Here is a 13,303-nt window from a genome sequence, read left to right on the forward strand (position 1 = left end):
AATTTTAACTTTTTCTTAATCCTTTTTAATTTTAGGAGATTATACTAGAGTCATCAAATAAAGAAAAACTCTAAGGAGAATCCTATGAAATTCAATCCAAATCAAAGATATACTCGTTGGTCTATCCGCCGTCTCAGTGTCGGTGTTGCCTCAGTTGTTGTAGCCAGTGGCTTCTTTGTCTTAGTTGGGCAACCAAGTTCGGTACGTGCCGATGGGCTCAATCCGACCCCTGCTCAAGTTGTGCCAGACGCTGCTTCAGTGAGAGAAAAGAGCGACTTACCAGTAGAACTTCTCAGAGAAGCAGTCGATACAGCTCTTCCTTCAGAACAGGCAGACTCAACACCTAAAGCAAGCTTGGAAACTACAGAAAAAGCGGATATAGCTGCTAAAGACCAAGTGGTAGCACCAAAAGAAGAAGTGCAAGCAAAACCAGAATCTAAGAAAGAAACAGAAGATGCGCTTAAACCTGCGACAAATCCTGCACCTACAGTTTCTGGACAAGACCGTGAAGCAAATGAAGCTCAACCAGCAACTACCCCAGCTGAAGTGCAAAAAGGCGTGGCTGACAATACTAAAGATACAGTAGACGTCCCAGCCACTTACCTAGATAAAGCCAACTTCCCAGGCCCATTCACAGCCGGTGTCAACCAAGTCATCCCATACGAGTTCTTCGCAGGTGATGGTATGTTGACTCGCCTTATCTTGAAGGCTTCAGACAAGGCTCCATGGTCAGACAATGGTTCAGCCAAAAATCCCGCTCTTCCACCAGTAGAAAAATTGGGCAAAGGTCTCTACTTCTACGAAGTAGATTTGGCAGGGACTCAAGGTAAATCTGACAAAGACCTTCTTGACCTCTTGAAACAAAACGGCACTCAAAGCTATAAAGCAACTATCAAAGTGTACGGTGCTAAAGACGGCAAGGCCGATTTGACTAATCTCGTAGCGACTAAGGATTTGACAGTAAACTTGAATGGCTTGACCACTCCAGCTGAAGTGCAAAAGGGCGTGGCTGACAATACTAAAGACACAGTAGATGTTCCAGCCACTTACTTGGACAAAGCGAACTTCCCAGGCCCATTCACAGCCGGTGTCAACCAAGTCATTCCATACGAATTCTTCGCCGGTGACGGTATGTTGACTCGCCTTATCTTGAAGGCTTCAGACAAGGCTCCATGGTCAGACAATGGTTCAGCCAAAAATCCCGCTCTTCCACCAGTAGAAAAATTGGGCAAAGGTCTCTACTTCTACGAAGTAGATTTGGCAGGGACTCAAGGTAAATCTGACAAAGACCTTCTTGACCTCTTGAAACAAAACGGCACTCAAAGCTACAAGGCAACCATCAAAGTGTACGGTGCGAAAGATGGCAAGGCTGATTTGACTAACCTCGTAGCGACTAAAGAATTGACAGTGAACTTGAATGGCTTAACCACCCCAGCTGAAGTGAAAAAAGGCGTGGCTGACAACACCAAAGACACAGTAGATGTTCCAGCAACTTACTTGGACAAAGCTAACTTCCCAGGTCCATTCACAGCTGGTGTCAACCAAGTCATTCCATATGAACTCTTCGCTGGTGACGGTATGTTGACTCGCCTTATCTTGAAGTCTTCAGACAAGGCTCCATGGTCAGACAATGGTTCGGCTAAAAACCCAGCTCTACCACCAGTAGAAAAATTAGGCAAAGGCCTCTACTTCTATGAAGTGGATTTGGCAGGTACTCAAGGCAAATCAGACAAAGAGCTTCTTGACTTGTTGAAACAAAACGGCACTCAAAGTTATAAAGCTACCATCAAAGTGTACGGTGCTAAAGATGGTAAGGCCGATTTAAGCAACCTCGTAGCGACTAAGGATTTGGATGTCAATTTGAATGGCTTAACTACTCCAGCTGAAGTGCAAAAGGGCGTAGCCGACAATACCAAAGACACAGTAGATGTCCCAGCTACATACTTGGACAAAGCCAACTTCCCTGGTCCATTCACAGCTGGTGTCAACCAAGTTATCCCGTACGAATTCTTCGCAGGTGATGGTATGTTAACCCGCCTTATCTTGAAAGCCTCAGACAAGGCTCCATGGTCAGACAACGGCTCAGCTAAAAATCCCGCTCTCCCACCAGTAGAAAAATTAGGCAAAGGCCTCTATTTCTATGAAGTGGACTTAGCAGGTACTCAAGGCAAATCAGACAAAGAGCTTCTAGACTTCTTGAAACAAAATGGTACTCAAAGCTATAAAGCTACCATCAAGGTGTACGGTGCCAAAGATGGCAAGGCCGACTTGAGCAATCTTGTAGCGACTAAGGATTTGACAGTAAACTTGAACGGCTTGACTACTCCAGCTGAAGTGCAAAAAGGTGTGGCTGACAACACTAAAGATACAGTGGATGTTCCAGCTACTTACTTGGATAAAGCCAATTTCCCAGGCCCATTCACAGCCGGAGTCAACCAAGTCATTCCATACGAATTCTTCGCTGGTGATGGTATGTTAACTCGTCTTATCTTGAAGGCTTCAGACAAGGCTCCATGGTCAGACAACGGTTCAGCTAAAAATCCAGCCCTTCCACCAGTAGAGAAATTGGGCAAAGGTCTCTACTTCTATGAAGTAGATTTGGCAGGCACCCAAGGTAAATCAGACAAAGAACTTCTTGACCTCTTGAAACAAAACGGCACTCAAAGCTATAAAGCTACTATCAAGGTTTACGGCGCTAAAGACGGCAAGGCCGATTTGAGCAACCTTGTAGCGACTAAAGATTTGACAGTAAACTTGAACGGACATCAGTCTCTTGTTCCGATGCAGTCAGGTTTCGTCCCATCTTCTAATGGTGCAGCTATGCCGGCTCCAATGATGAATAGTCATCAAGATGCGTCTAAGATGAACGCTCAAATGCTAGGTGTCAATCAAGATGAGATGAAATCTAAAATGCCAGCTGCTAGCCAGGATAAGATGATACCTAACAAAGAGCAGGACAAAACTATGAATGCTAGCCAACCTATGGCAACACCAAGTATGAAACAAGATCAAGCTCCAGCAACCTCAAGTAAAATGTCTGATGAAGGCAAGATGGCAGCTACTAACAAGGTGTCAAGTCCAATGATGGCCGCTCAAATGAAAGACCAAAAAGACATGCTTCCATATACTGGTGAAGCCCAAACATCAATGGCTACTCTTGGATTCTTTGGACTCGCCTTAGCAGGACTGTTAGGTGGTCTCGGTTTGAAAGCTAAAAAAGAGGAAAATGACTAGTCTAGCTACAGACTTTCTATCTAGGATTTGAAAAATCCAGATATCGATTAGAATGTTCGTAAAGAGATTAAAATAGTGTTATACTATTGTGGTATAGCACTGTTTTTTTCAAAGGAGAGACAGATGGGAAAGACAATTTTACTCGTTGACGACGAGATAGAAATCACAGATATTCATCAACGTTATCTGGTTCAGGCAGGATATCAGGTTTTGGTGGCCCATGATGGAGTAGAGGCCTTAGAAATCTTCAAGCGAAAACCGATTGATTTGATTATTACAGATATCATGATGCCTCGGATGGATGGTTATGATTTGATTAGTGAGGTTCAGTATCAATCTCCAGATCAGCCTTTTCTCTTTATCACGGCTAAGACTAGCGAGCAGGACAAGATTTATGGACTGAGCTTAGGGGCAGATGACTTTATTGCCAAGCCCTTTAGCCCTCGTGAGCTGGTTTTACGTGTCCACAATATCTTGCGTCGCCTTCATCGTGGAGGTGAGACAGAGGTCGTCAGTCTCGGGGATTTACGGATGAATCACGGTAGTCATGAGGTCCAAGTCGGAGATGTGGCGCTTGATTTGACAGTCAAATCCTTCGAACTTCTATGGCTTTTAGCCAGCAATCCAGAGCGCGTTTTCTCTAAGACAGACCTCTATGAGAAGGTCTGGCAGGAAGACTATGTAGATGATACCAATACCTTGAATGTTCATATTCATGCTCTGCGACAGGAGTTGACTAAACATGCTAGTTCAGAAACACCCACCATCAAAACCGTCTGGGGCTTGGGCTACAAAATTGAGAAAGCACGAGGTAGTCAATGAAATTAAAAAGTTATATTTTAGTGGGGTATATCATTTCAACACTCCTAACGATTATCGTGGTTTTTTGGGCTGTTCAAAAAATGCTGATTGAGAAAAGCGAGATTTACTTTTTGCTTGGAATGACCATCGTTGCCAGCCTTGTCGGTGCTGGGATTAGTCTCTTTCTCCTGTCGCCGGTATTTACGTCGTTGGGCAAACTCAAGGAGCATGCTAAGCGAGTAGCGGACAAGGATTTTCCTTCAAATCTGGAGGTTCAAGGACCTGTAGAATTTCAGCAATTAGGCCAAGCTTTCAATGAAATGTCCCATGATTTGCAGGCGACCTTTGATTCCTTGGAAGAAAGCGAACGAGAAAAGGGCTTGATGATTGCTCAACTTTCGCATGATATCAAGACCCCCATCACTTCAATCCAAGCGACGGTAGAAGGGATTTTGGATGGGGTTATCAAGGAAGGAGAACAGGAGCATTATCTAGCAACCATTGGACGCCAGACTGAAAGACTCAATAAACTGGTTGAGGAGTTGAATTTTTTGACTCTAAATACAGCTAGAAATCAGGCAGAGACAACTAGTAAAGACAGCATTTTTCTGGACCAGCTCTTGATTGAGTGCATGAGTGAATTTCAGTTCTTGATTGAGCAGGAAGAGCGAGATGTCCACTTGCAGGTAATTCCAGAGTCTGCCCGGATTGAAGGAGATTATGCCAAACTCTCTCGTATCTTGGTGAATCTGGTCAATAACGCTTTTAAATACTCTGCTCCAGGAACCAAACTGGAGGTGGTAGCTAGGCTGGAGAAGAACCAGCTTTCAATCAGTGTGACCGATGAAGGACAGGGGATTGCCCCAGAGGATTTGGAGAATATTTTCAAGCGCCTTTATCGTGTCGAAACTTCGCGTAATATGAAAACAGGTGGTCATGGATTAGGCCTTGCGATTGCGCGTGAATTGGCCCATCAATTGGGTGGGGAAATCACAGTTACTAGCCAGTACGGCCTAGGAAGCACCTTTACCCTCGTTCTCAACCTCTCTGGCAATGAAAATAAAGCTTAAAGCCCCTTTACAAATCTAGCCATTCATGGTAAAATGGATTTTGTGTGAAATATCAGCAGGAAAGCATGAAGCTCGTCAACAGGTGTCTTATGATAAGTAACCTTGGCTGTTTAGGCGAAGGGCATCTGCACGAATCAGGGCTTTCTAAGTGACTATTTCCACCGAAATATTATTTATATCAGGAGGACATTCACATGTCACGTTATACAGGACCATCTTGGAAACAAGCTCGTCGCCTTGGCCTTTCACTTACAGGTACAGGTAAAGAATTGGCACGTCGTAACTACGTACCAGGACAACACGGACCAAACAACCGTTCTAAATTGTCAGAATACGGTTTGCAATTGGCTGAAAAACAAAAACTTCGTTTCACTTACGGTGTAGGTGAAAAACAATTCCGTAACTTGTTCGTACAAGCTACAAAAATCAAAGGCGGAATCCTAGGTTTCAACTTCATGCTTCTTTTGGAACGTCGTTTGGATAACGTTGTTTATCGTCTTGGTCTTGCGACTACTCGTCGTCAAGCTCGTCAATTCGTAAACCACGGTCACATCCTTGTTGACGGAAAACGCGTTGATATCCCATCATACCGCGTAACTCCAGGTCAAGTGATCTCAGTTCGTGAAAAATCATTGAAAGTTCCAGCTATCCTTGAAGCAGTAGAAGCTACTCTTGGACGTCCAGCATTCGTATCATTCGACGCTGAAAAATTGGAAGGTTCATTGACTCGCTTGCCAGAACGCGACGAAATCAACCCAGAAATCAACGAAGCACTTGTCGTTGAATTCTACAACAAAATGCTTTAATTTTAAGAAATATCTTACAGAAAGCCTACAACAGTGGGCTTTTTGCTTTGTCTTAAAATGTTGATTTCTGGGTTTGTTTAGAAATTTGTTAGTAAGGTTATTTGTGTGTTTAAGTCTATCTATTTAAAGAATGACACGATGTTGATGATATAAATCTGGTATGATATAATATTTTGGCCCCCTCACTTTAAGGAAGGGAGGTGTTACATATGTTAGAAACTTTACTCACAGTGTTTCTAGCTCCGTTACTTATTAACGTGTTATCTGAGCTTTTCAAGTTATGGATTAAGAAACGTAAGAAGTAATGGTTAACCCTTTTAGAGGGTAGCAAAAAACCCCATCGGTGGCACGGAGGCCACTGAAAAAATAGGTCTCTTACTTTTAATGAAATGAAAACCGAGGAATCTCTCGTTAATTTGAGCGAGTTCCTCGGTTATTTTGTATTTATTAAGGCCATAATTCGTTTCATATTGACCACGAAGATGGTTGTTGCTGCCTGTAACTCCATGCTGAAAAGACCCGATGCTCTCGCGACATCAAAGCCATGTCTCTGTTTTAGTTCGGCATTCTTTGCTTCGATTTTATAGCGATGTCTGGCCATTTCTTTAAAATAAGGTGTTTCCTGAAATTTCTTCTGGAAAAGATGGTCGTCACTCTTAATGGCTATTGAATAAGTTTTAGACTTTGCCCCCTCCTTATAACATCCTTCCTTGGAAAGGCAACTCTTGCACTTCTCAATGTCAAAGTAATGAGTGACAACTTGATTCTTATTTTGATATTTTTTCCCTGTCCTTGCTTTGCGAACAGCCATGTGTCCTTCTGGACAGACAAATAGCCCTGCATCTTTATTAAATTCAAACGCATCCTCTTCTTTACGGTAACCTTTTGAAACAGAAGGATTCAGTTTTGAAACCAAATGAATCTTTTCTTTGCGCGCTAGTTGAATGTTGTCCTTTCCTGAATAAGCCGCATCACCAATAATAGTCTCGATGTCCAGACTATTTTCCTTTGTTTTGGCATATAATTCAGGTAAATATTTCCCATCGTTTTGTTCGCCAGAAGTGACCACACAAGCAGTAATAATCCGTTCATCCGTCATAGCGATATGACTTTTATATCCATAGAAAGAGCTGTCGGCTGTCTTATGTCCGAGCCTAGCCTCCTCCTTAACAGAAGCTTCCAAATGTTCTAAGTCGTCCTCGACAGCCTCTCTTAGGTAATTGAACTTTTGAGAAACAGCCGGTAGGGCTAAGAGTTCCTCGTGTTTTTCAACCACAGCCATTAACTCCTCTGTATAGGTCAACTCTGCTTTGAGGTTATCTTCTTGAGGTTTCTTTGGAAATTCTATTTTGATATCTTCTGAATGTTGATAAATTGTTTTACGTAAAGCTTTTGAACGCTCTCTAAGAATTTCTTGGGGTTTCTTATGATTATAATGAGCTTTGGTGTGAGTGGCATCCACAATGAGAATCTTACTCTTAATCAAGTTGTGTTCGAGTGCAATTTGAACAGACTTCTGAATCAATACATCAAGCAGTTTGTCATCTTTAATTCTTAGCTTTCTAAATTTTGTCAGAGAGGATGGCTCGATAACAGAATCTTCAGGAGCTAGACCAAGAAAAAATTTAAAGGCCATATCTGACAAGGAACGTCCTACCACATCTACATCTGATAACTTATAAATATCTTTTAACAAGAGATATTTGAACATCATAATCGGTGAATAAGCTTTACGCCCAAAATCGGGACGATAATTCTTTTCTAGTTCATCATAAATAAAGCTAAAATCACAGAGTTCAGTTAGCTGACGTAAAAAGTGGGTTTTAGGAACTACGATATCATACAAACTAGAATAAGGACTGACATCCATAGTTAACTGATTATCAAGCATTATTTCACCTCATCTCTAGTATAACAAAAAAGCCATCAATTTGATGACTTTTTCAGTAGACTCGGTGGCACGGTGGGGCTTTTTTAGTTACATATGCTGTAACTTTACTCACATTGTAAGTTCATTCTAACATATAACCCCCGATATTTCAAGCTTTTATTTTGTTTAGGCGATATTAGACAGTTGCCAGCCTTATTATTGAGGTAATATTTATTGTTTGTTTTATTTATTATTTTGCCAGTCTAGCTTCTTGTTAATATTGAATAAAAGTACTATAATATAAACTGGGGTATTTTATTCTGAGATAGTATTATTCAAATTATTGTATCCCTTATTTTGTACATAATATTCTTAGAAGATTAAGAAAAAAGGAGTTTTTATAGATGGAAAAGAAGAAGTCTATGAGTCGTGTTGAGCGTTTGCATCGTGAGAAGGTGACGCGTTATTCTATTCGTAAAGTTAGCTTTGGTGCAGCCAGTGTAGCGGTAGCGGCCTTGTTTATGTTTTTGGGGAATGGGGCAGTAGCTGCTGCAGAGCCAAGTGTGACTCCGAATACTGGCGAAAAGGAAATTCTAAACCTTTCATCTGAGGAAACAAAAGATAATAGTTATCAGAATGGAGCTAATGCGAAGGATATTGTAACTACAAACAATGAGGGAGCAGTTGGAAACAGTACTACAGAATCAAAACCTACGGAAGTAGAAACTCTGAACAAGAAATCTTTAATAGACTTGATTGCAGAAATTGAAGGTAAGTTTGCTAAAGACACATACGCTAATAAAACAGAAGATAGTGTGAATCAATTAAAAACAGTTTTAAATGAAGCAAAATCTGTTTTAAACAATGCAAAAACACAAGCTGAATTATCGCAAGCACATGCTAAGTTAGTTACAGCAACAACAAAATTACAAACAAAACCAGAAGATAAAAAAGAAGCACCAGCAGTAGAAACAACAAATGGGAAAGTTACTGTAGGAATTAAAGCAACAAATACTGAGAAAGCTAATGAGTCTAACTCGATTGCAAACTCAGGTTCTAGAGATCAACGTAATGGAAAAGCATTAGATGCAAATAATCCATTCCGTATAGGCTCTACTACAACAGATACGGATGCTTCAGCCAATCAAACATATACTGCACCTGCGGCAGATGCTAATTTAGAGACATTATCGAATGAGTTGAAAAACTTACCAAATTTTATTGAAAATAACAAAAAAATTCAAGATATGGATACTTTAGGAAACGCTCTAAATGTTAAAAAAGGTAGTGTTAATGAAATCCATGAATTTGGTGGATGGAAAGCAGTAGGTGATAGTGGTAAATTTGCAATTGCTAGAAAAACTGAAGCAGGAGTATTTCCAATTGAAACAGTTAATACAGTCTGGGCGGATAGTACTAAATCATATGTTACATGGGTATTGGAACAGTCTTTCAATAGAGATAGTGACTATATGTTATTCCTATCCAAAGTAAGAACAAAGGCTAGTAGTAAAGAAGAAGCTTATGATAATTCTACTTATGTTTCTACTGGTTTAGGAGATAAAATAGCTAAAGGTGTTAAAGGATTTGATGGAATTCAAAAAACATTTAAAGCCTATTCAAAAGAACATGGATCTAAAGTTATTGTGAAATTTAAGACTGGATATACTGGAGATATTAATGGTACTAAAGCACAATATAAAGTAGAAGTAATTATTAACCGTAATGGACAAGAAGAAAAATTATATGATCAAACATTTACACCGGAAGTTTCAAAAACAAACTCTGAAATGAATGTAGTGAAGGCAAGTGATGGAACTAACCGACCTCAAAACTTCAGTACACTAGGAACACCAACCCCTAAAAAAGAAGAACTTGAAGCAAAAATTGCCAGTAATAAACCAAATGGTACAGGCGGAACATTTACAAGTAAGGAGATTACATTACCTGAAGGTGTTACTGAGTATACAGTACGTATTAGCTCAGCAGATAATATGCACTTAGGAATGGGATATCAATCACCATATAGACACTATGCTCTTCCAGTGACTGGATTAGATTTCAATATTGACCAAGATACTGGTGCAATCGCTAAAGATTTATTATCTCGTATTTATGATAAGTTAAAAGCAACCGAAACAGCTGATACAGATGGAAAAACAAATGAAACAAAAGCTGCGTATTTAGCTGAATTGGAAAATATTAAGACACTTGTAACAAGTACGGATGTTAAGAAAACAGCAGAATATAAAACTGCTTTAGAGTCTATTTTATCGAAGCAATTAGCATTAAAAGTTGATAAAACAGGTTTAACAGATTCAAAAACTTTACTTGATGGTTTAGTGAATGAAGATCCAACACCAGGGAAAACTCAGGATACAGCTACTGCTTATAATGCTGCAAAACAAGAAGCGATTAAAGCTATTGATGCAGCAAAAAAAGTTATTGACAATACAGATGCAACTGTAGCTCAAGTAAGAGAAGCATTAGCAACAGTTAATGCTAAAAAAACAGCTTTACAAAAAGCTAAAGATGACTTAATTGAAGCAGCAACAGCAGAAGAAAAAGCTAAATTAAAAGCAGATGCAGATTCATTAGTAAAAGCTGATACTACAGGAAAAACACCAAAAAGTATTGAAGTTTATAATACGAAATACGAAGCGATAAAAGCACAATTAGAAACTGCTAAAACAGAAGCTGCTGCAGTGTTAGCAAAAGAAAATAATGCATCTAAAGCAGAAGTTCAAGAAGCTCAAACGAAAGTAGATGCTGCAAAAGCAGAGTTAACAAAAGCTGCAGAATTATTAGTCAATAAAGCTGATAAAACAGAGTTAACAAAAGCAAAAGAAGCCTTAAATACTTTAGTAACAGAAGCGGATCCAACAACAGGGAAAACTGCGGATAGTGCTAAATCATACAACGATGCGAAAACTGCTGCAGAAGAAGCGATTAAAGCAGCAGAAACGGTGATTAATGATGAAAATGCCACTCAAGACCAAGTAACAGAAGCTTTAAATAAAGTGAATGAGAAAAAAGCTACATTAGAAGCTGCAAAACAAGCATTAGTAGAAGCAGCAACAGTAGAAGAAAAAGCTAAATTAAAAGCAGATGTCGCTTTATTAACAAAAGCAGATGAGACTGGAAAAACACCAGATAGTATTACAGCATATGAAAGAAAATATGAAGAATTAAAAACAAAATTAGAAGAAGCGAAAGCAGAAGCAGAAAAAGTTTTAGAAAAAGGCAATAATGCAACAAAAGAGGAAGTTAAAGCAGCTCAAGCGAAAGTGGATGCTGTGAAAACAGAATTAGAAAATGCTAAAAATCTTCTTGTAGAAGCTGCAACTACTGAAGAAAAGACAAAACTAAAAGCAGATGCAGATTCGTTAGTTAAAGCTGATACTACTGGTAAAACAGCGGATAGTATTAAAGCATATGAAGCAGAATTTGAAAAGTTAAAAACACAATTAGAAGAAGCAAAAGCAGCAGCTGCCGCAGTAGCAGCAAAAGGCGATAATGCAACAAAAACAGAAGCACAAGAAGCACAAGCAAAAGTAGATGCTGCGAAAACAGCTTTAGAGAAAGCTGCAGAATTGTTGAAAGAACTTGACAGAGATGCTGCTAAAAAAGAAATTGCAGATGCCGCTAAAAAAGCAACGGATGCTATTGAAGCTAGTACAAGCTTAACGCCAGAACAAAAGGCGGAAGAAAAAGCAAAAGTAGCTAAAGAAGCAAAAGATGCAACAGATGCTATTGATAAAGCAACAACAGAAGAGGGTATTAACTCTGCAAAAGATAATGGAAAACTAGCTATCGAAAAAGAAGCAGCAATTACAGCAATCAATGCTGAAAAAGCAGCAAAAGAACAAGAAATCGATAAGAATGCTAAGCTATCTGATGAAGAAAAAGCCGCAGCTAAAGCAGAAGTAGCTAAAGCGGCAATTAAAGCAGTAGAAGCCATTCAAAATGCAACTACACAAGAAGCAGTAGATGCAGCTAAAGCAGAAGGCGAAACAGCGATTAAGGCAGTAAATCCAATCGGCAAAGAACAAGCCTTGGAATCAATCCAAGCGACAAAAGAAGCCAAGTTAGCAGAAATTGATAAGAATACTAGCTTATCAGCTGAGGAAAAAGCCGCAGCCAAAGCTGCTGTAGAAAAAGCATATAATGAAGCAGTAGAAGCTATTCAAAACGCAGACACTCAAGAAGCAGTAGATGCAGCTAAAACAAAAGGAGAAGCAGCAATTAATGCAATAAATCCAATCGGCAAAGAAAAAGCCTTGGAATCAATCCAAGCGACAAAAGAAGCCAAGTTAGCAGAAATTGATAAGAATACTAGCTTATCAGATGAGGAAAAAGCCGTAGCCAAAGCTGCTGTAGAAAAAGCATATAATGAAGCAGTAGAAGCTATTCAAAACGCAGACACTCAAGAAGCAGTAGATGCAGCTAAAACAAAAGGAGAAGCAGCAATTAATGCAATAAATCCTTCTGGAAAAGAGTTATCATTAGTGGATATTAATGAAGCGAAAGCAGCCGTAGAAGCTGCAGCAGCAGAAAAAATTGCAAGTATTAAAGCAAATCCGAACTTATCCGATCAAGAAAAAGCAAAAGCAATTGCTGAAGTTGAACGTTTAAAACAAGAAGCATTAAATGCCATTGATAAAGCAAAAACAAAAGCTGAATTAGATAAAGTATTGCGTACTTTCTTATATCAATTGAATCAAGATTCATTAGTTTATGAACGACCATCATTTGATCTTGAAGCATTCATCCAATCATCTATTACTGGAGTCGTACAAGTTGAACTTGGAAAAGCAATTAGTCAAGCTGATATCATTGCTAAACTAAACTTACCAGAGAATGTTACGATCATTAGCATAGAATTACCTGATACAAATACATTAGGTGACAAGTTTGCTAAAGTAATCCTAAGATTAGCAGATGGAACAGAAATAACTGTAAAAGTACCGGTTAGAGTTGTTGCTTCACAAAGTGGGGAGTCTAAACCAGAAACTTCTCTTCCAGATTATGGCAGAAATAACGGAACAACTAACACAGATGTGAAAGTGGATAAAGCTAAGTTAGAAGGTGCTATTCGTCAATTAGATGAATTAATCATCAAAGAATCAGCTAAGCTTGATGCAGAAACTGCAAAAGAAGCTCAAACTTTACTTGCAGAAGCTAAAGATGTATTTGCCAATGCAAAAGCAAGTCAAGCAGAAGTGGATGCAATGGTGAAACGTATCGAAGACTTCATGGCGAAAGTTGCTCCATCAACTGATCATGCAACTCCAGCTAACGACCAAGCTGCTCAAACACCAGCTGTAGCTCCAGCTACAACTCAAGCAGCAGCAAATGCTAGCCAAACATCATCAGCACAAGCAAATACACGTACAGTGGCTAAAGAATTGCCAAATACAGGTACAGCAGATTCTGTAGTATCTATGGTAGCAGCCGCCGCAAGTGCATTACTTGGTCTTGGTCTTGCAGGTCGTCGTAAAGAAGACGAAGAAGCTTAATTT

The 13,303-nt window shown here is 39.6% G+C and carries 6 protein-coding genes; 5 read left to right on the forward strand and 1 reads right to left on the reverse strand.

Annotation, left to right across the window (positions count from 1 at the left end):
- Positions 1–84: 84 nt before the first annotated feature.
- From B7699_RS02780 to rpsD, 4 genes are all read left to right on the forward strand, one after another.
- Entirely contained in the window at positions 85–3,234 is a 3,150-nt protein-coding gene (locus B7699_RS02780) for an SSURE domain-containing protein (RefSeq protein ID WP_084927087.1), read from the forward strand.
- 123 nt (positions 3,235–3,357) lie between these two features.
- Positions 3,358–4,056, forward strand: a complete 699-nt coding sequence (locus B7699_RS02785; protein ID WP_084927088.1) for a response regulator transcription factor — start codon at positions 3,358–3,360, stop codon at positions 4,054–4,056.
- Positions 4,053–5,105 carry a HAMP domain-containing sensor histidine kinase gene (locus B7699_RS02790; protein ID WP_084927089.1) on the forward strand — a complete coding sequence of 351 codons (1,053 nt, stop codon included), beginning with the start codon at positions 4,053–4,055 and terminating at the stop codon, positions 5,103–5,105. Before B7699_RS02785 ends, B7699_RS02790 begins: the two co-directional genes overlap by 4 nt.
- Before the next feature lie 194 nt (positions 5,106–5,299).
- Complete coding sequence (gene rpsD, locus B7699_RS02795; RefSeq protein WP_000092756.1) at positions 5,300–5,911, forward strand: 30S ribosomal protein S4; 612 nt, start codon at positions 5,300–5,302, stop codon at positions 5,909–5,911.
- Positions 5,912–6,344: 433 nt separating this feature from the next.
- On the opposite strand, the gene B7699_RS02800 is transcribed toward rpsD, so the two are convergent.
- The gene (locus B7699_RS02800) at positions 6,345–7,802 is read right to left on the reverse strand and encodes an IS1182 family transposase (protein WP_084927090.1); all 1,458 of its coding nucleotides are present in this window, start codon (positions 7,800–7,802) and stop codon (positions 6,345–6,347) included.
- Positions 7,803–8,185: 383 nt separating this feature from the next.
- Between B7699_RS02800 and B7699_RS02805 the strand changes: the two genes are divergently transcribed.
- Positions 8,186–13,300, forward strand: a complete 5,115-nt coding sequence (locus B7699_RS02805) for a DUF1542 domain-containing protein (protein WP_142358315.1) — start codon at positions 8,186–8,188, stop codon at positions 13,298–13,300.
- Positions 13,301–13,303 lie beyond the last annotated feature (3 nt).

Origin of the sequence: Streptococcus mitis (assembly GCF_002096835.1) — a bacterium.
Classification (GTDB): domain Bacteria; phylum Bacillota; class Bacilli; order Lactobacillales; family Streptococcaceae; genus Streptococcus; species Streptococcus mitis_W.

What these genes read in the sequence shown, in the direction of transcription:
- B7699_RS02780 (WP_084927087.1), top strand. Translation starts at nt 85, where the DNA reads ATGAAATTCAATCCAAATCAAAGATATACTCGTTGGTCTATCCGCCGT.
- B7699_RS02785 (WP_084927088.1), top strand. Translation starts at nt 3,358, where the DNA reads ATGGGAAAGACAATTTTACTCGTTGACGACGAGATAGAAATCACAGAT.
- B7699_RS02790 (WP_084927089.1), top strand. Translation starts at nt 4,053, where the DNA reads ATGAAATTAAAAAGTTATATTTTAGTGGGGTATATCATTTCAACACTC.
- rpsD (WP_000092756.1), top strand. Translation starts at nt 5,300, where the DNA reads ATGTCACGTTATACAGGACCATCTTGGAAACAAGCTCGTCGCCTTGGC.
- B7699_RS02800 (WP_084927090.1), bottom strand. Translation starts at nt 7,802, where the DNA reads ATGCTTGATAATCAGTTAACTATGGATGTCAGTCCTTATTCTAGTTTG.
- B7699_RS02805 (WP_142358315.1), top strand. Translation starts at nt 8,186, where the DNA reads ATGGAAAAGAAGAAGTCTATGAGTCGTGTTGAGCGTTTGCATCGTGAG.